The organism is Citrobacter sp. Ce119 (assembly GCF_030334525.1).
GTDB lineage: Bacteria > Pseudomonadota > Gammaproteobacteria > Enterobacterales > Enterobacteriaceae > Citrobacter > Citrobacter europaeus.
The window spans coordinates 119600-138867 of record NZ_JAOWDR010000059.1; the positions used below are offsets into that span (position 1 = coordinate 119600).

The 19268-nt window shown below is 53.7% G+C and carries 13 protein-coding genes; 5 read left to right on the forward strand and 8 right to left on the reverse strand.

Annotated elements, in window-relative coordinates:
* Positions 1–257: 257 nt before the first annotated feature.
* On the forward strand, positions 258–884 hold the full coding sequence (gene ycaC / locus OGV80_RS17615; RefSeq protein WP_043015748.1) for an isochorismate family cysteine hydrolase YcaC: 627 nt from the start codon (positions 258–260) through the stop codon (positions 882–884).
* Positions 885–992: 108 nt separating this feature from the next.
* Here ycaC and OGV80_RS17620 read toward each other — a convergent pair whose 3' ends face one another.
* The 8 genes from OGV80_RS17620 to lrp form a co-directional block, all read right to left on the reverse strand.
* Positions 993–1856, reverse strand: coding sequence for a dimethyl sulfoxide reductase anchor subunit family protein (locus OGV80_RS17620; RefSeq protein WP_043015747.1), 864 nt, complete (start codon positions 1854–1856; stop codon positions 993–995).
* Position 1857: 1 nt separating this feature from the next.
* Positions 1858–2475, reverse strand: a complete 618-nt coding sequence (locus OGV80_RS17625; protein ID WP_003035741.1) for a DMSO/selenate family reductase complex B subunit — start codon at positions 2473–2475, stop codon at positions 1858–1860.
* A 10-nt stretch (positions 2476–2485) separates the two neighbouring features.
* A complete protein-coding gene (gene dmsA / locus OGV80_RS17630; protein ID WP_087052620.1) occupies positions 2486–4930 on the reverse strand; it encodes a dimethylsulfoxide reductase subunit A in 2445 nt (814 codons plus the stop codon).
* A 235-nt stretch (positions 4931–5165) separates the two neighbouring features.
* Entirely contained in the window at positions 5166–6458 is a 1293-nt protein-coding gene (gene serS / locus OGV80_RS17635; protein WP_003836908.1) for a serine--tRNA ligase, read from the reverse strand.
* A 92-nt stretch (positions 6459–6550) separates the two neighbouring features.
* Positions 6551–7894: a replication-associated recombination protein RarA gene (gene rarA / locus OGV80_RS17640; protein ID WP_048212145.1), complete on the reverse strand. Its 1344-nt coding sequence runs from the start codon at positions 7892–7894 to the stop codon at positions 6551–6553.
* 10 nt (positions 7895–7904) lie between these two features.
* A complete protein-coding gene (lolA, locus tag OGV80_RS17645) occupies positions 7905–8516 on the reverse strand; it encodes an outer membrane lipoprotein periplasmic chaperone LolA (protein WP_043015744.1) in 612 nt (203 codons plus the stop codon).
* A gap of 111 nt (positions 8517–8627) precedes the next feature.
* The gene (gene ftsK, locus OGV80_RS17650; RefSeq protein WP_286515426.1) at positions 8628–12764 is read right to left on the reverse strand and encodes a DNA translocase FtsK; all 4137 of its coding nucleotides are present in this window, start codon (positions 12762–12764) and stop codon (positions 8628–8630) included.
* 134 nt (positions 12765–12898) lie between these two features.
* Positions 12899–13393, reverse strand: a complete 495-nt coding sequence (lrp, locus tag OGV80_RS17655; RefSeq protein WP_002439523.1) for a leucine-responsive transcriptional regulator Lrp — start codon at positions 13391–13393, stop codon at positions 12899–12901.
* Between the two features lie 547 nt (positions 13394–13940).
* On the opposite strand from lrp, the gene trxB reads away from it, so the two are divergent.
* From trxB to aat, 4 genes are all read left to right on the forward strand, one after another.
* A complete protein-coding gene (gene trxB / locus OGV80_RS17660; protein ID WP_087052950.1) occupies positions 13941–14909 on the forward strand; it encodes a thioredoxin-disulfide reductase in 969 nt (322 codons plus the stop codon).
* Positions 14910–15023: 114 nt separating this feature from the next.
* Positions 15024–16790, forward strand: a complete 1767-nt coding sequence (gene cydD, locus OGV80_RS17665; RefSeq protein WP_087052949.1) for a heme ABC transporter permease/ATP-binding protein CydD — start codon at positions 15024–15026, stop codon at positions 16788–16790.
* Positions 16791–18512 carry a heme ABC transporter ATP-binding protein/permease CydC gene (gene cydC, locus OGV80_RS17670; RefSeq protein ID WP_043015740.1) on the forward strand — a complete coding sequence of 574 codons (1722 nt, stop codon included), beginning with the start codon at positions 16791–16793 and terminating at the stop codon, positions 18510–18512. It begins immediately after the preceding gene.
* 44 nt (positions 18513–18556) lie between these two features.
* Positions 18557–19261 carry a leucyl/phenylalanyl-tRNA--protein transferase gene (aat, locus tag OGV80_RS17675; protein ID WP_075144931.1) on the forward strand — a complete coding sequence of 235 codons (705 nt, stop codon included), beginning with the start codon at positions 18557–18559 and terminating at the stop codon, positions 19259–19261.
* Positions 19262–19268: the final 7 nt, after the last annotated feature.

Sequence of the window (19268 nt, forward strand, 5' to 3'; positions counted from 1 at the left end):
GAATAGATAAAAAGCACAAAAACACATCTGCTTGTTTTTATTGATCTAAAACAAAAATCTCGCGTTGCGTTCAGTCGAAAAATTTCATGGACTCCCCTTACTTTTATTTCTTACTAAACTCTATGCGGGATACAGAGCTGCATTGTCTTCAAAATAGAACAGTGAGTTCTTATTTATCTATCTAATCCAAATATCGTTCTTTTCGTAGACTTAAACTCATCAAATTTCCCCCACCGATGCAGAACAGGAGAAATACCATGACTAAACCTTACGTAAGACTTGATAAAGATAATGCGGCAGTACTGCTGGTCGACCATCAGGCTGGCCTGCTCTCTCTGGTTCGGGATATCGATCCCGATAAATTTAAAAACAACGTGCTTGCGCTCGGTGACTTAGCAAAATACTTCAAACTCCCGACGATTCTGACAACCAGTTTTGAGACTGGACCAAATGGGCCGCTGGTGCCGGAACTAAAAGCTCAATTTCCCGATGCGCCTTATATTGCTCGCCCCGGAAACATTAACGCGTGGGATAACGAAGATTTCGTGAAAGCAGTAAAAGCGACCGGCAAAAAGCAGCTGATTATCGCCGGTGTCGTGACGGAAGTTTGCGTTGCCTTCCCTGCGCTCTCGGCGATTGAAGAAGGTTTTGACGTCTTTGTTGTCACCGATGCTTCAGGCACATTTAATGAAATTACCCGCCATTCAGCATGGGATCGGATGTCGCAGGCCGGTGCTCAATTGATGACATGGTTCGGCGTCGCATGTGAGCTGCACCGCGACTGGCGTAACGATGTCGAAGGTCTGGCGACGTTGTTCTCGAATCACATTCCGGATTATCGCAATCTGATGACCAGCTACGACACGTTGACCAAGCAGAAGTAAAACCAGGGCGAACCCCCTGGCCTGATGTATTGTTAATGGCGCTTCACTTATCAGGCCTACAGATCGTGCAGGCCTGATAAGACTTGAGTTAATCCGAGATACTATAAATTAACCCGCCACCGCCATACCAACGGTCATATGCAAACCGTAAAACACGCCACGACCAATCAGCTCACCGACCAGAAGCAAAATAAACGCCACAGAAAGCAGCGGAACGGCAGGCTGGTAGCCCTTCACCTGCGGCACAATCCAGCAGCACAGCGCTAATGCCAGCGCCACAATCCGCCACGCCATCAGCGATCCGTAATCCGGAACCAGCGCAGAAGCCTGTTGAATCGAACTGTGGATCGTCGCCAGTTCAGCCCCCTGCATGACAGACATGATGGCGCTCACGACCAGAGCAAGCACTGAGATAGCCGGCAGCAGGCGCATTGCCCAACCATCCACGCCAGCAATTCTGAGTAACAGATATCCCAGCAGCGGCCCGCCCATAAACATCGTCAGGAAGAAGCCCAGCGGCGTCCAGACGCTGTACCAGGTCGGCACGGTATCGATGGTGTTATACACGCGTACCATCATCCAGACAAAAACCACGCCCAGCACCATGGTGACAACTAACCACAGATTACGTAATGCGGGCGACATTTTTTTCAACGTAGCCAGCAACCAGCCGATACCGCCAACAGCAAAGAAAATTGAGCCACTGGCAATCTCATTACTTAATGCAGAAGATCCTACGCGATTGAGTGAGTTAAAAGCGCGCATCGGCGAGCCCAGATGGAGCATGGAAGCAATAAAGCCAATGCCCATTAATACCCACAGCCCGAACATGCAGGCAATCACGCGCTGCTGCGATTCTGGACGTAAGTCGCCTTTCATCAACGCCAGCGCCAGAACGATAAAGCCGCCAACCACACACTGTCCGAAGACCGTGAAGATCATCAGCGGCCATTCATGCCATCCACTTCCCATCTTACACCTCCTTCGGATTAGCCAGATAACCTGTTGTATCCCCGGTCGGGCGGCTATTGGCGTTAGGTTTGATGACAATACTCGGTTTGGTAAAGTGCGCACCCGGCAGTGGTGCGACCGCTGCCAAAGTACCGTGTTTTTTGCGCAACTCTTCAATCGGACCAAAATCCAGCGCACGCAGTGGGCAGGACTCCACGCAGATAGGTTTTTTGCCTTCAGCGACGCGCTCATGGCAGCCGTCACATTTAGTCATGTGCCCTTTTTCAGCGTTGTACTGCGGTGCGCCGTAAGGACAGGCCATGTGGCAATACCGACAGCCAATGCACACATCTTCATCGACTACGACAAAGCCATCTTCACGTTTGTGCATCGCACCGCTCGGACATACCTTGGTACAGGCCGGATCTTCACAGTGGTTACAGGCAATGGAGAGGTAATAGGCAAAGACGTTCTGATGCCAGACGCCGTTGTCCTCCTGCCAGTCACCGCCTGCGTATTCATAAATGCGGCGGAAGCTGACTTCAGGGGTTAAATTTTTGAAATCTTTGCAGGCCAGTTCGCAGGTTTTGCAACCGGTGCAACGACTGGAATCAATAAAAAATCCATACTGGGTTGTCATCGGCTACTCCTTACACCTTTTCAACCTGAACAAGGTTCGTGTGTGACGGGTTCCCCTTCGCGAGAGGAGACGGACGCTGGGTCGTCAGAACGTTAATGCACCCGCCCTGATCCACGCGTTTTGCATCCGGGTCATACCAGGCGCCTTCTCCTAATGCCACCACGCCGGGCATCATACGTGGTGTGACCTTCGCCTCGATATGCACTTCACCGCGGTCGTTATAGATGCGCACCTTGTCGCCGTTGTTAATGCCGCGTCGCTGCGCATCCATCGGGTTGATCCACATTTCCTGGCGGCAGGATGCTTTCAGAACATCTACGTTGCCATAGGTCGAGTGGACGCGAGACTTATAGTGGAAGCCGGTCAACTGCAGAGGGAATTTCTCCACCAGCGGATCGTTTAAGCTCTCAAAGCCTGGGGTGTAAATCGGCAGGGGATCGATCACATCACCTTCAGGAAGCTCCCAGGTTGCCGCGATCTCAGCAAGCTGCTGCGAATAAATTTCGATCTTACCTGACGGCGTGGTCAGCGGATTAGCTTTAGGATCTTCACGGAATGCCTTATACGCCACGTGATGCCCTTGCGGATCGCGCTGTTTAAAGATCCCTTGTTTACGGAATTCTTCAAACGTTGGCAGTTCAGGAATCGCTTTGCGCGACTGCTCGTAGAGATGGCGCATCCACTCTTCCTGAGTACGACCTTCTGTAAACTGCTGCTCGACGCCAAGGCGCTTCGCCAGCTCGCTGGTCATCTGGTAAATAGTCTTGCATTCGAATCGCGGCTTGATCGCCTGATCGGTGAAAATCACATAGGACATGTTGCCGCAGGAGGCATCCAGCGCGAAGTCCATCTGCTCAGATGCGGTGCAGTCCGGCAGCAAAATGTCCGCGTATTTCGCCGAGGAAGTCATATGGCAGTCGATGACGACGATCATCTCGCATTTGTTCTCATCCTGCAGGATTTCATGCGTACGGTTGATATCAGAATGCTGGTTAATCAGGCAGTTACCGGCATAGTTCCAGATCATCTTAACAGGAACATCAAGCTTGTCTTTACCGCGTACGCCGTCACGCAGGGCCGTCATCTCCGGGCCTCGCTCAATCGCGTCCGTCCACATGAACATCGAAATGCTGGTTTCAACAGGGTTTTCCAGCGTAGGCATACGTTCAAACGGCAAACTATATGAGCCCTCACGCGCCCCGCTGTTGCCGCCGTTGATCCCTACGTTACCGGTCAGGATAGCCAGCATAGAAATGGCGCGGGTCGCTATTTCACCGTTGGCGTGACGCTGCGGTCCCCATCCCTGGCTGATGTATGCTGGTTTAGCGCTACCGATTTCACGCGCCAGTTTGACGATTCGATCAGCGGGAATACCAGTAATCTGCGCCGCCCACTCCGGAGTCTTGGCAATACCGTCCTTGCCCTGCCCTAGAATATACGCCTTGTAGTGACCGTTCTTCGGCGCATCGGCCGGTAAGGTTTTCTCGTCGTAACCTACGCAGTACTTATCGAGGAACGGTTGGTCAACCATGTTTTCGGTGATCAAGACATACGCCAGACCATTAACCAGCGCCGCATCAGTTCCTGGACGGATCGGGATCCATTCATCCTCACGACCAGCGCCGGTATCCGTGTAGCGGGGATCGATAATGATCATGCGGGCATTGGATTTTTGACGCGCCTGTTCAAGGTAATAGGTTACCCCACCCCCGCTCATACGGGTTTCACCAGGGTTATTCCCGAACAGAACCACCAACTTGCTGTTTTCAATGTCTGACGGGCTGTTACCGTCAGCCCAGCCGCCGTAAGTGTAGTTCAACCCGGCAGCGATTTGCGCTGAAGAGTAGTCACCGTAGTGGTTAAGGTAGCCGCCGCAGCAGTTCATCAACCGTGCTACCAGCGTTTTACCCGGCGGCCACGAGCGCGTCATGGTGCCGCCCAGCGTACCGGTGCCGTAGTTCAGGTAGATAGACTCGTTGCCGTAGTCTTTAATAAGACGCTGCATATTGCTGGCAATGATGTCGTAGGCTTCATCCCAACTGATGCGCTCAAATTTGCCTTCTCCACGTTTGCCGACGCGTTTCATCGGGTATTTCAGCCGATCGGGATTATAGACGCGACGACGCATGGAGCGACCACGCAGACAAGCGCGCACCTGGTGCAGACCGTCATAGTTGTCATCGCCGGTGTTGTCGGTTTCGACATACTTTATTTCACCATCGACCACATGCATACGCAGCGGGCAGCGGCTACCGCAGTTCACCGTACATGCGCTCCAGATCACCTTCTCATTAATCTGTGACGGATTAAGGGCTTCTGCGGCATTTGCAATACGGGTAAATGGCAGGGTAAACGCGCTACTGGCCACCGCCAGTCCGCCTATTGCCGTCGTTTTCACCAAACCGCGGCGACTAACCTCAGCTGCCAGCACGGCATCGGGGATTTTAGTTTTCATAGTGGCTCACTCTGCTGCTCACAATAAAAAAATACAAACACTCGCTGTATAGTTTTTTATATAACGTTAATATCGATATACAGGCTGTTAAATACTGAATTTGCTAAAAGACAGAGATAAATACTGACTTTCATTCGAAGGCAGTATTACTCCTATGGGAGTAGTCGTTATTGTCCGACGTCAAACGGGCATAAAAAAAGCGCCCTGAGGCGCTTTTTTAGCAGAGAAAGGTAGCTTAGCCGATGAATTCCAGGCCATTCATGTACGGACGTAACACTTCAGGAACCTGAATACGGCCATCAGCCTGCTGATAGTTTTCCATCACCGCAACCAGCGTACGCCCAACCGCCAGACCGGAACCGTTCAGCGTATGCACTAAACGGGTCTTTTTGTCGGATTTGCTACGGCAACGCGCCTGCATGCGACGAGCCTGGAAATCCCACACGTTGGAGCAAGAAGAAATTTCGCGATAGGTGTTCTGCGCCGGGATCCACACTTCCAGATCGTAAGTTTTGCATGCGCCGAAGCCCATGTCACCTGTGCACAGGATGATCTTACGGTATGGCAGACCCAACAATTGCAGGACCTTCTCGGCATGACCGGTCATCTCTTCCAGCGCATCCATCGAGTCTTCCGGGCGAACGATCTGCACCATCTCAACTTTATCGAACTGGTGCATACGGATCAGACCACGAGTGTCACGACCGTAAGAACCGGCTTCAGAACGGAAGCACGGCGTATGCGCGGTCATTTTGATCGGCAACGCATCTTCGTCAATGATTTCGTCACGTACCAGGTTGGTCAGCGGCACTTCCGCCGTTGGGATCAGCGCATAGTTGCTGCTGTCCGCTTCTTCATCCAGCGGACGCGTGTGGAACAGATCGCCCGCGAATTTCGGCAGTTGGCCTGTACCGTACAGCGTGTCATGGTTAACCAGATACGGAACGTAGTTTTCGCTGTAGCCATGCTGTTCGGTGTGCAGATCCAGCATGAACTGAGACAGCGCACGGTGCATACGCGCGATCTGCCCTTTCATGACGACGAAACGAGAGCCGGTCAGCTTAACTGCCGCAGCGAAATCAAGACCCGTGTGCATTTCACCCAGGGTAACGTGATCGCGCACTTCAAAATCAAACTCACGCGGCGTACCCCAACGGCTGACTTCGACGTTGTCATTTTCATCTTTACCCACCGGAACTTCGTCCGCTGGCAGGTTAGGAATGGTCAGCGCAATGTCGCGGATCTCGGCCTGTAAGGTATCAAGTTCAGCTTTCGCGGCATCCAGCTCTTCGCCCAGTTTGTTCACTTCCAGACGTAAAGACTCGATATCTTCCCCGCGCGCTTTTGCCTGGCCGATGGATTTCGATCGAGAGTTACGCTCTGCCTGCAGGTTTTCAGTTTGTACCTGCAGAACTTTACGACGCTCTTCAAGAGCGCGCAGCTTATCTACATCCAGCTTAAAGCCCCGGCTTGCCAGTTTTTCTGCGACTGCGTCTGGCTCATTACGCAGCAGATTGGGATCGAGCATGCTTATCCTGTGCTTATCGAATTAAAATAGGAGAAAGTGACCACAGCCTGCGGTCACAGGGATACAGAGACAACATTACCGCAACGATAACACTAACGGTAGCGTTTTATAGGGCTATTTTGATCCTGTCCGGCGAGCCAGGCGAGCTTTTCGCCAATCTTGCCTTCAAGACCTCTGTTTGTGGGGTGATAATAGCGTGTTTGTGCCATTTCCTGCGGGAAGTACTCTTCTCCGGCGGCATAGGCATTAGGCTCATCATGGGCATAACGATACTCCTGACCGTAGCCCATCTCTTTCATCAGCTTCGTTGGCGCGTTGCGCAGGTGAACCGGCACGTCGTAATCCGGACGTTCACGGGCATCAGCCAGCGCAGCTTTGAAGGCGGTGTAAACCGCATTACTTTTCGGCGCGCAGGCCAGATAAACAATCGCCTGAGCAATGGCTCGTTCACCTTCCGCGGGTCCCACACGGGTAAAGCAATCCCACGCGGAAATCGCCACCTGCATGGCGCGAGGGTCGGCGTTGCCGACATCTTCAGAGGCAATCGCCAGACAGCGACGGGCAACGTACAGCGGATCGCCGCCAGCGGTGATGATTCGCGCATACCAATAAAGCGCCGCATCCGGGGCGCTGCCGCGTACCGACTTGTGTAATGCGGAGATGAGATCGTAAAAACGATCGCCTTTATTATCGAAACGCGCGCTGCGTTCACCGGCAATTTCAGTGAGCAACTCGGCCTTCAATACGCGCTTGCCAGAATCATCAACTTCGGCCATATCGGCCATCATTTCCAGCGTATTCAGCGCCCGACGCGCGTCACCATTGACCAGTTCAGCAATCGCCCGACGCGTCTCTGGAGGCAGTACGATATCCTGGCCGCCGTAACCCCGCGCTTTGTCTGACATCGCCTGGTCCAGCACTTGTTCAATATCGTCGGTGGTTAACGATTTCAGTAAGTAAACGCGCGCACGCGACAGCAGCGCCGAGTTCAGCTCAAACGAGGGGTTTTCAGTGGTTGCGCCAATAAACGTGATGGTACCGTCTTCAATATGCGGTAAAAACGCATCCTGTTGGCTTTTATTAAAACGGTGAACTTCATCCACAAACAGGATCGTACGCCGGCCCGCGTTACGATTCTGACGCGCACGCTCAATCGCTTCACGAATTTCTTTTACACCAGAGGTCACTGCCGAAATTCGTTCGACATCGGCGTTAGCGTAACGGGCAATAACTTCGGCAAGCGTAGTTTTCCCCGTCCCCGGCGGCCCCCATAAAATCATGGAGTGCAGATGTCCGGCCTCGATAGCGCGCGGCAAGGGTTTACCCGCAGCCAGCAGATGCTGCTGGCCGATATACTGCGCTAAATTTTCTGGCCGCATACGCGCGGCCAGTGGCTGAAAAGTATTATCAGAAAAGTCGAGCGACAGATTGCTCACTCACACGCCTCTACTTACGTTGATCGTCAACCGTTACACCTTGCGGCGGGGTAAAGGTGAATTTAGAGGGTTCAATCGCACCATTCTGCTGAGATTTCAGCTGATAGCTGCTGCGCTGATCGTCTTGTTCAACGGCGCTAAACTGGTGGATAGTCCCGTCACGCCCAACATTGATAGTAAACTGCTTCAGGTTGCCGCTGCTGGTTTTTGGCGTCAGCACGAAATCATCGCCGTTTTGCTTAATGTTGTACTGCTGCCAGTCACTTGCCTGGTTACGCGCAATCAGCATAAATGGCGTATTGCCCGTAGCGTCTTTCAGCCAGGTCGCAGTCGCCTGCTCAACAAACGGGTTGAAGAACCACAGCGTTTTACCATCGGAAACCAGGATGCTCTCATCAGGTTGCGTCATATGCCAGTTAAACAGATTAGGACGTTTAACCCATAAGTCACCCTGACCTTCCTGCACCGCCGCGCCGCTACCGTCCGTGACCTTCTGAGTAAAGCTGGCATGGAAGCTACTGACTTTATCCAGGCGGCTTTTCAGGTCGCTGGCAGCGTCAGCCCAGACGCTGCTCACCATAAAGCTCGACAGTAATGCACAGGTGATTGCGATTCTTTTCATCGTTATTCCTCAAAATACGTCACTCCCAACGGGGAGATCCCTCTGCTATCCATTTCAGGCCAAAAATCAGCATGAGGAAAGTAGAAAATACTGAATTACTTAACTTTGCAATCATTCGAAGGGCGGCGGAGCCAGCACTTCACGATTACCATTATGCCCTTGTTCGCTGACAATACCCTGCGCTTCCATCTGCTCGATGATGCGCGCCGCTCGGTTGTATCCGATACGGAACTGACGCTGGACGCCGGAGATTGAGGCTTTGCGTTTCTGGGTCACAAAGTTTACCGCCTGATCGAACAGCGGATCCAACTCTTCGCCACCATCAAAGCCGCCACCGCCGCCTTCGCTTTCGCTGTCAGAAGTAATGCCGTCGACGTACTGTGGACGACCGCGCGCTTTCCAGTCCTGAACCACTGCGTGAACTTCTTCATCGCGGACAAAGGCGCCGTGAACACGCACTGGGATCGTCGAGTTCGGTGCGGAATAAAGCATGTCACCCATACCCAACAGCGATTCCGCTCCGCCCTGGTCAAGGATGGTACGCGAGTCAATTTTGCTCGACACGGTAAAAGCGATACGCGTCGGGATGTTTGCTTTAATCAGACCGGTGATAACGTCAACCGACGGCCGCTGGGTTGCCAGCACCAGGTGGATCCCCGCCGCACGCGCTTTTTGCGCCAGACGAGCAATCAGTTCTTCCACCTTTTTGCCAACTGTCATCATCAGGTCGGCGAATTCATCCACCAGCACAACGATATACGGCAGTTTTTCCAACACCGGATGCTGAACATCCATGCTGTCGCCCGGCTTCCAGTACGGGTCCGGAATCGGACGTCCCATGCGGGCGGCTTCGGCGATTTTCTCGTTATAACCAGCAAGGTTACGCACGCCAAGCGCTGACATCAGCTTGTAGCGACGTTCCATTTCATTGACGCTCCAGCGCAAGGCGTTAGCAGCATCTTTCATGTCGGTCACGACTTCTGTCAGCAGATGCGGAATGCCTTCATAAACCGACAGTTCCAGCATTTTCGGGTCAATCATGATAAAGCGAACGTCTTCCGGCTGCGCCTTGTACAGCATGCTGAGGATCATGGCGTTCACCCCAACAGACTTACCGGATCCGGTTGTCCCTGCTACCAGCAGGTGCGGCATTTTTGCCAGATCGGCCACCACCGGTTCGCCCGCAATATCTTTACCCAGCACCACGGTCAGCGGAGATGAGTTATCACGGAATTTAGCGTTATCCAGCACTTCACGCAGATAAACGGTTTGACGTTTTTTATTCGGTAACTCCAGTCCGACATACGGTTTGCCTGGTATAACCTCAACCACACGTACCGCCGCGGTGGACAACGAACGCGCCAGATCTCGCGACAGGTTAGAAATACGCGCCGCTTTAACCCCAGGAGCCAGATTAAGCTCAAAGCGGGTAATCACCGGGCCTGGAGAGTAGTTCACCACATCGGCTTTAATGCGGAAATCCGCCAGACGCGCTTCCACCAGACGTGCCATTTGCTCCAGCGCGAAAGTATCTATCGGCTCAACTTCGCTCGGCGGCGGTGTGAGCAAATCTAACGATGGCAGCGGCGTACTTGGACGGTGCGCCGGACGACTGTCGCCATTACGCATCAGGAGCGGATGGATCAGACTATCCTGCGTTGGCGGTGTAGCCGGCTGTGCTGGCTGCTGATAGTGCTGCTGCGGAGCGACTGGCTGCGCCGGTTGCTGATAATGCTGCTGCGGTGCGACTGGCTGCGCCGGTTGCTGATAATGCTGCTGCGCTGCGACTGGCTGCGCCGGTTGCGGATATTGCTGCTGCGGTGCGACTGGCTGCGCCGGTTGCTGATAATGCTGCTGCGGTGCGACTGGCTGCGCCGGTTGCTGATAATGCTGCTGCGGTGCGACTGGCTGCGTCGGTTGCTGATAATGCTGCTGCGGTGCGACAGGTTCCTGGTACTGTGGCGCAGACTCCGGCATTACGCCTGGCGTAAACAACGGCTCATGCGGGCCCTCATCCACCAGCGTTTTCATCGGCGAAAATTCAAAGTCATCGAGCGAGAACGGATTTGCCCCGGCAGGCTGTTCACCGGAATAGCGTTGCTGTTGGGAAGAGGCAAACTGGCGAGCCAGTTCCGCTTCTGCGGCTGAATCTTCGTCATCAGTGTGATTGGTATCATCCTGATACTCTTCGCCATAGCGGTGCTGCTGCGATTGGGCAAACTGACGCGCCAGCTCATCTTGCTGCATCGCATCAATTTCATCGTCACTGTACGCATCTGTATCAAGCTGCTCTTCGCGCGCTTTCTCTTCAGCCATACGCTGTGACGGCAATTTGATGCCATACGACGCCAATTCCCGACGAGTAGGTACGCGCACACGATTCGGACGCGGTAACTGCGGACCAATACCCTCTTTCACCTGTGGACGCGGCGCACCGCTACCCGCAAGGCTAAAGACAGGTGCTGCGGCAGCGGCGCCCGCCCCCAATGCGGCGCTTTTTAATCCGGCAGCCAGCGGCGCAACGGCAGCAACAGACTCAACGGGCGGAATGGATGCAGCCGTCGGCATAGATGGCATAGACGGCTTAACACGTTCAGGCTCCTGAACAGGCTCTGGTATCGGTTGATACCAGGCAGCCAGTTGCTCGCGCTCGCGCGCACGTTTCTCTTCCACTTCTTCAAAATAGTAGAGCGGCGGACGAGTCGGTTTAACCTCTTCTAGCAGCGGTTCAGATTCCACCACAGGAGGTTGTTCAACTACAGGCTGCTCGAACGTATTGTTCTGTTGAAGAGTTGATTCCTGCTGATACACAGGTTGCGGCACGGGCTCCGGCTGATAAACAGGCTGCTGGAGCGTGGAATTTTGTTGAAAGGTTGCTTCCTGCTGATACACAGGTTGTTGCACAGGTTCCGGCTGAAAAGTGGATTCAGGTTGCCAGTTTTGCTCCGTGGTGAACGCCTGCGGTTGCGGCGCAACGGGTTGCGCATAAGCGGGTTCAGCGGTCTGTGGCGCGTAATATTGCGGCTGCGAATTCTGCTCCACAACCGGCTGCTGCCATGGCTCATACTGCTGTTGTACCGGTGGTTGCGCGTACTGGGTTGGCTGCGGATAACCTTCTGGCGCTGGTGCAATCACCGCATCACCGGTTTGCGGGCCAGGCGCGGTTTGCCAGGCTACGGCTGGGGCCTGTTGTTCCAGAACAGTGCTGGTCACGGGCGATGTTTGCAGCAGCGGATCAACCGGCGCGCTCCAGGCCTGCGCGGCCGTTGTAGCTGCCGCGGCGGCGGCTACTGGCTCTGTCACCGAATGACCATTCAGCAGTGGGTCGAGTTCGTCATATTCAGGCAGCGTCGCGCGATTACCAGAAAACAGCACATCGTTAGGATCGGCAACAACGCCACGGGCGCTGTATTCAATTTCGTCTTCATCATCCATGCGTTTGCCGGAGAACAGCGCCGCATCGGTATGACGGCCAAGCGGGTTGGTAAATTTCTCCGCCAGACGCTTACGACGCGCTAACGCACCGCGCAGAATACGAGCCCGGCGCGATTCATGGGGTTTGCCATCAGCGGCATCGACAGACTCGTCTTCATCTTCATATTCTTCGTCATCGACCCAGGTATCGTCGCGGCGGGTACGGTTGCTGGCAAAGGTCAGGATATTGAGTAACCAACCGCCCAGTTTTTCCGCAATACTCACCCACGACCAGCCGGTAAACAGCGTTAATCCCGCAGCCCAAATGCACAATAGCGTCAGCGTACCGCCGCTGCTGTGCAGTAAGGGTTGCAGCGTCGTACTGAGCAGACTGCCGATCACGCCGCCAGAGGCGAAATACCAGATGTCATCGGCATTGATTGCGGCAAGCCCGCAGGAGGTGAGAATCAGTGCCAAAACGCCAATAATGCGCAGCGAAACGGCAAAATAATCGATGTATTCGTCGCTGGCCTGGTGTCGCCATGCAAACCAGCAGCCGCCGACAATGATGACGGGAATGGTGTAGGCCATGACGCCGAAAATAAAGAACAGCGTGTCCGCCAGCCATGCTCCGGGTATTCCGCCCAGATTATGGATAGGTTCGTGCCACGCGGTTTGCGACCAACTGGGATCCGAAGGGTTAAAGCTGAGTAAGGCAGCCATCAACCAGACGGCAAAAAGGGCAATAAGAATCAGTAGCGCTTCCAGAAGTCGGCGCCCGCTGCTTAACTTCGTCAATGTGACGTCTTTGTCTTCAGTGTATTCCTGGCTCAAAAACGGCTCTCCAGGTTTCAGGCTTTTCCTGCCCGATGCTAAAACGGACAACAGCACCGGGTCACCCCGGCACTGTTGCTGTATGGATTAACAGGAGTGTAATCAAACTGCGTCGATTTTGCACCTGTTCCGTGTTAGCGCGTCTTAATTACCAGACGATTGCTCTGTTTGACTTCTTCCATTACTACATAGGTACGTGTGTCATTCACGCCAGGCAGACGCAGCAGGGTTTCCCCTAACAGCTTACGATATGCCGACATATCCGGTACGCGTGTTTTCAGCAAATAGTCGAAATCACCGGAAACCAAATGACACTCTTGAATTTCTTCAAGTTTTTGTACCGCAGAGTTAAATTGTTCAAACACATCCGGGGCGCCACGATTCAGAGTAATCTCAACAAAAACCAGAAGTGATGCATCCAGATAATGTGGGTTTAACAGCGCTGTATAGCCCTGAATGAAACCCTGTCTTTCCAACCGACGCACACGCTCAAGGCAGGGCGTTGGTGAAAGTCCCACACGTTTAGAAAGCTCGACGTTAGAAATACGCCCATCCTTTTGCAGCTCATTAAGAATGTTACGATCGATACGGTCGAGATCTTTGCCAGGGCGCTTCTTACTATCTACCATTATTATTGTCTCTCTGTATTCCTTCCCTACTCCTGCCTGACTCTACCAACATCACTGTTCAGAGCCGCTACCCATCAAAATAAACCGCAACCCAGAGGGATTTTCGGTTCGCAATGCCTGGGCTTATGGTGAGAAGACCGTTGCCTGTCGGCGGCTATCGACATCACGAATGGCATCTGTCCACACCATGCGTAGATTTCGCTAACACGGTAAACATGGTATCTACATGCATGATTATGCAGCATATACATGACACAGTTTTTTTCTTCCTTGAATGTTTTCGCAAAACAGCAGGTGATTGTCAAAGCAAAACATCGATTTTTAGTACAACATGCCAGTTATTCATTCGCAGTGATGGAAAATCGTCATTTTATCACCTTATAACTGACCGATTTTAAGTAGAAATCGTTATAGTATTACGCCTAATCCACCCGCTCATCGGTTTCTGCTATTACACATATTGTTAACAAAATCGCCATACTCTTTTTTTACGCCTGCAAATTCCCTACAATCCTGCTCATTGCCTGCCAACAACTATGGGGATCTCATGGGCGCAACCAAACACAGTAAACTTCTTATTCTGGGCTCTGGCCCTGCAGGATATACCGCTGCGGTCTACGCTGCTCGCGCTAACCTGCAACCGGTACTGATTACCGGTATGGAAAAAGGTGGTCAGTTGACCACAACGACAGAAGTGGAAAACTGGCCTGGCGATCCGCACGATCTCACGGGCCCCCTACTGATGGAGCGTATGCACGAACATGCGACCAAATTTGATACTGAAATCATTTTTGATCACATCAGCAAAGTTGATCTGCAAAATCGTCCTTTCCGTCTGACCGGCGACAGCGGTGAATACACCTGTGACGCGTTGATCATCGCTACCGGCGCTTCAGCGCGTTATCTGGGTCTACCCTCGGAAGAAGCATTCAAAGGCCGTGGCGTTTCCGCCTGCGCGACCTGCGACGGTTTCTTCTACCGTAGCCAAAAAGTTGCGGTGATCGGCGGCGGCAACACCGCTGTTGAAGAAGCGCTGTATCTGGCAAATATCGCATCTGAAGTGCATTTGATTCACCGCCGCGACAGCTTCCGCGCCGAAAAAATTCTCATCAAACGTTTGATGGATAAAGTTGAAAACGGCAACATCGTGCTGCACACCCACCGCACGCTGGAAGAAGTGACCGGCGATCAAATGGGCGTTACCGGACTGCGTCTGCGCGATACGCAAAACACTGACAACGTGGAGTCACTGGACGTTGCCGGTTTGTTTGTCGCTATCGGTCACAGCCCGAATACCGCCATTTTTGACGGTCAGCTTGAGCTGGAAAATGGCTACATCAAAGTTCAGTCCGGTATTCACGGTAATGCCACACAAACCAGCATTCCGGGTGTCTTCGCAGCCGGTGACGTGATGGACCATATTTATCGCCAGGCGATCACCTCTGCGGGCACGGGCTGTATGGCTGCGCTTGATGCCGAACGTTATCTCGACGGCCTGGCGGACGCTTGCAAATAAGTTTTACAAATCAGTAACAAAAGTAAAAAAGGCGACTATAAGTCGCCTTTATTTTTGCCTCGTTGTAACATTGCCCTGCCCAAAAATTCCAATAACTCACCTGCTAAGCGTGCAATGAATAAAACCCGTCAAAAAGAGCTGACCCGCTGGTTAAAACAGCAAAGTGTAATTTCCCAACGATGGCTGAACATTTCACGCCTGTTGGGATTCGTGAGCGGTCTGTTAATCGTCGCTCAGGCCTGGCTCATGGCCCGAATTCTGGACCATATGATAATGGCCAATATTCCCCGAGAGGCGCTTCTGCTTCCTTTCATCGTGCTGGTATTGATTTTCATCCTGCGGGCATGGGTCGTCTGGTTACGCGAGCGGGTCGGGTTTCACGCAGGGCAGCATATTCGCTTTGAAATTCGCCGCCAGGTGCTTGACCGTCTGCAACAGGCAGGTCCTGCCTGGATACAGGGTAAACCAGCCGGGAGCTGGGCTACGCTTATCCTGGAGCAGATTGACGATATGCATGACTACTATGCGCGTTATCTGCCGCAAATGGCGCTGGCCGTATGCGTCCCGTTATTGATTGTGGCTGCGGTGTTCCCGTCAAACTGGGTGGCCGCTCTTATACTGCTCGGAACAGCTCCGCTGATCCCATTGTTTATGGCAATGGTCGGTATGGGCGCAGCCGATGCTAACCGCCGCAATTTTCAGGCTCTTGCTCGTCTCAGCGGCCATTTTCTTGATCGTCTGCGGGGCATGGAGACGCTAAGAATATTTGGTCGTGGTGAAGCCGAAACGGAAAGCATCCGCGCTGCGTCACAGGATTTCCGCCAGCGCACCATGGAAGTCCTGCGCCTGGCATTCCTGTCATCCGGTGTCCTTGAGTTCTTTACATCGCTTTCTATTGCGTTGGTCGCGGTTTACTTCGGTTTTTCCTACCTCGGAGAGCTCGATTTCGGCCACTACGGGACGGGCGTCACGTTGGCTGCTGGCTTCCTCGCGCTCATTCTTGCGCCGGAATTTTTCCAGCCACTGCGCGATCTGGGCACCTTTTATCACGCCAAAGCGCAAGCCGTTGGTGCAGCAGACAGCCTGAAAACCTTTATGGAAACCCCGCTGGCTCATCCAGAGCGTGGCGACATTGAGCTGGCGACGAAAGACGCCGTTTCAATTGAAGCGCAAGATCTGGTCATCACCTCGCCGGAAGGCAAAGTGTTGGCCGGGCCGCTCAACTTTACCCTGGCAGCCGGTCAACGCGCTGTACTGGTTGGACGCAGCGGTTCCGGCAAAAGTTCGCTGCTCAATGTCCTGTCTGGTTTCCTCTCTTATCAGGGATCGCTGCGAATTAACGGCTTTGAGCTACGTGATCTGTCGCCTGATTGCTGGCGTAAACAACTGTCATGGGTCGGGCAAAACCCGCAGCTTCCAGCCGCCACGTTACGTGAAAACGTGCTGCTGGCTCGCCCCGATGCCAGCGAGGAGCAGCTACAGGCCGCACTCGACAGCGCCTGGGTCAGCGAGTTTTTACCCCTGCTTCCGCAGGGCGTGGATACGCCAGTAGGCGATCAGGCGGCTCGACTTTCCGTCGGACAAGCGCAACGCGTTGCCGTGGCTCGCGCCTTACTCAATCCCTGTCAGTTACTGCTGCTGGACGAACCCGCCGCCAGCCTTGATGCGCACAGCGAACAACGCGTGATGCAGGCGTTGAACGCGGCATCACGCCGCCAGACCACGCTGATGGTGACACACCAGTTGGAAGATCTTACCGACTGGGACGCTATCTGGGTGATGCAGGACGGGCAGATCGTTGAACAAGGTACCGGGACCGAACTTAGCTCAGCCAACGGGGCTTTTGCGACATTACTGGCTCATCGTCAGGAGGATATCTGAATGCGCGCTTTGCTACCTTATCTGACGCTGTATAAACGTCACAAATGGATGTTAACGCTGGGGATCGTTCTGGCGATCGTCACGCTGCTGGCAAGTATTGGTTTGCTGACGCTTTCAGGTTGGTTCCTGTCGGCTTCTGCGGTGGTTGGTGTCACCGGGATTTACAGCTTTAACTATATGCTTCCTGCCGCAGGCGTACGTGGTGCAGCAATCACCCGTACCGCGGGGCGTTATTTCGAGCGCCTGGTCAGCCACGACGCCACGTTCCGCGTGCTGCAACATTTGCGTATTTATACCTTCAGCAAACTCTTGCCGCTCTCGCCTGCTGGCCTGTCTCGTTATGGACAGGGGGAATTGCTCAACCGCATCGTAGCAGATGTCGACACGCTCGATCATCTGTACTTACGCGTACTCTCTCCGCTAGTGGGCGCTTTTGTCGTCATTATGGTAGTTACACTGGGGCTAAGCGTTCTCGATTTCACGCTGGCTATCACTCTCGGCGGTATTATGCTGCTGACCTTATTTATCCTGCCCCCGCTCTTTTATCAGGCAGGCAAGAGCACCGGACAAAGTCTGACGCATCTGCGTGGACAATATCGTCAGCAGTTAACGTCCTGGCTGCAAGGCCAGGCTGAATTGACCATTTTTGGCGCCAGTGAACGCTACCGCGCTCAAATGGAAGCCACCGAGTTACAGTGGCACGAAGCCCAGCGACGCCAGTCTGAATTAACCGCGCTGTCACAGGCGGTCATGCTGTTAGTTGGCGCGCTGGCGGTAATAATGATGTTATGGATGGCCTCAGGCGGCGTGGGCGGCAACACCCAGCCAGGCGCACTGATCGCGCTGTTTGTTTTCTGTGCGCTGGCGGCGTTCGAAGCGTTGGCGCCAGTCACCGGTGCGTTTCAGCATCTCGGTCAGGTCATTGCCTCCGCGCTGCGCATCACCGAGTTAACCGAACAGCAGCCAGAAGTTACCTTCCCGGATGCCGGCTCTCCGGTTCCTGAGCAGGTCACCCTTACGCTACGCGATGTGTCATTCAGCTACCCGGGTCAGGCACAAAAAGCGCTCGATACCCTTTCCCTGCAAGCCTCACCCGGTGAACACATTGCGATTCTTGGTCGTACCGGCTGCGGCAAATCAACGCTGCTGCAATTGTTGACCCGCGCATGGGATCCGCAGGGTGGCGAAATCCTGATTAACGAGCAGCCGATTGCTACCCTTAGTGAAGCCACGCTGCGCCAGTGCATCAGCGTCGTGCCGCAGCGCGTACACCTGTTCAGCGCAACCCTTCGCGATAACCTGCTGCTGGCGGCACCGCACGCCGACGATGACGCATTAGCCGCGATGTTGCGCCGCGTCGGTCTGGACAAACTGCTTGAGAATGATGGACTCAACGCCTGGCTGGGTGAAGGCGGTCGTCAGCTTTCTGGCGGTGAGCTCCGTCGTCTGGCTATCGCCCGCGCCTTATTGCACGATGCTCCGCTAATGCTGCTGGATGAACCTACCGAAGGGCTTGATGCCACAACGGAAAGCCAAATGCTTGAATTAATTAGCGATGTCATGCGCAATAAAACCGTACTGATGGTGACACACCGCCTGCGCGGGTTGTCGCGTTTTGATCAAATAATAGTAATGGACAACGGACAAATTATTGAGCAAGGTAATCACGCAGATCTGTTAGCCAGGCAGGGGCGTTATTACCAGTTTAAGCAACGTCTGTAAGCTATTATTGAACGATCAAACTCGCGTAGTGGAGTTTCGCTGTCATGCGCCTGGTGCAACTGTCCCGCCATTCTATAGCCTTCCCGTCACCGGAAGGCGCTTTACGCGAGCCTAACGGTTTGTTGGCGCTTGGCGGCGATCTCAGTCCCGCCCGCCTGCTGATGGCCTACCAGCGCGGTATTTTCCCATGGTTTTCACCCGGCGACCCCATCCTCTGGTGGTCGCCCGATCCGCGCGCTATTCTTTGGCCCGAGAAATTTCACCTCAGCCGCAGCATGAAACGCTTTCATAAAAATTCGCCTTATCGCGTGACGCTCAATTACGCGTTTGGTCAGGTGATTGAAGGCTGCGCGAATGACCGGGAGGAAGGCACCTGGATAACGCATGATGTGGTGGACGCATACCATCGCCTGCACGAACTGGGGCATGCGCACTCTATTGAAGTGTGGCGACACAATGAATTAGTGGGCGGTATGTATGGTGTGGCGCAAGGCACGTTGTTTTGTGGCGAATCGATGTTCAGCCGTCAGGAAAATGCGTCCAAAACCGCACTGCTTGTTTTTTGCGCTGAATTTATCCGTCAGGGCGGAAAATTAATCGACTGCCAGGTATTAAATAGCCACACAGCTTCGCTGGGGGCGGTCGAAACACCGCGTCGGGAGTACCTTGAGCACCTGAGCAGACTGCGTCAGCAGCGGCTACCGAGCCATTTCTGGGTTCCCAGGACGTTATTTTTACCTCAGAGGTGAATGTTTT

Excerpts from the sequence above, each read along its gene's own strand:
- ycaC (WP_043015748.1), top strand. The coding sequence starts at position 258 with ATGACTAAACCTTACGTAAGACTTGATAAAGATAATGCGGCAGTACTG.
- OGV80_RS17620 (WP_043015747.1), bottom strand. The coding sequence starts at position 1,856 with ATGGGAAGTGGATGGCATGAATGGCCGCTGATGATCTTCACGGTCTTC.
- OGV80_RS17625 (WP_003035741.1), bottom strand. The coding sequence starts at position 2,475 with ATGACAACCCAGTATGGATTTTTTATTGATTCCAGTCGTTGCACCGGT.
- dmsA (WP_087052620.1), bottom strand. The coding sequence starts at position 4,930 with ATGAAAACTAAAATCCCCGATGCCGTGCTGGCAGCTGAGGTTAGTCGC.
- serS (WP_003836908.1), bottom strand. The coding sequence starts at position 6,458 with ATGCTCGATCCCAATCTGCTGCGTAATGAGCCAGACGCAGTCGCAGAA.
- lolA (WP_043015744.1), bottom strand. The coding sequence starts at position 8,516 with ATGAAAAGAATCGCAATCACCTGTGCATTACTGTCGAGCTTTATGGTG.
- lrp (WP_002439523.1), bottom strand. The coding sequence starts at position 13,393 with ATGGTAGATAGTAAGAAGCGCCCTGGCAAAGATCTCGACCGTATCGAT.
- trxB (WP_087052950.1), top strand. The coding sequence starts at position 13,941 with ATGGGCGCAACCAAACACAGTAAACTTCTTATTCTGGGCTCTGGCCCT.
- cydD (WP_087052949.1), top strand. The coding sequence starts at position 15,024 with ATGAATAAAACCCGTCAAAAAGAGCTGACCCGCTGGTTAAAACAGCAA.
- cydC (WP_043015740.1), top strand. The coding sequence starts at position 16,791 with ATGCGCGCTTTGCTACCTTATCTGACGCTGTATAAACGTCACAAATGG.
- aat (WP_075144931.1), top strand. The coding sequence starts at position 18,557 with ATGCGCCTGGTGCAACTGTCCCGCCATTCTATAGCCTTCCCGTCACCG.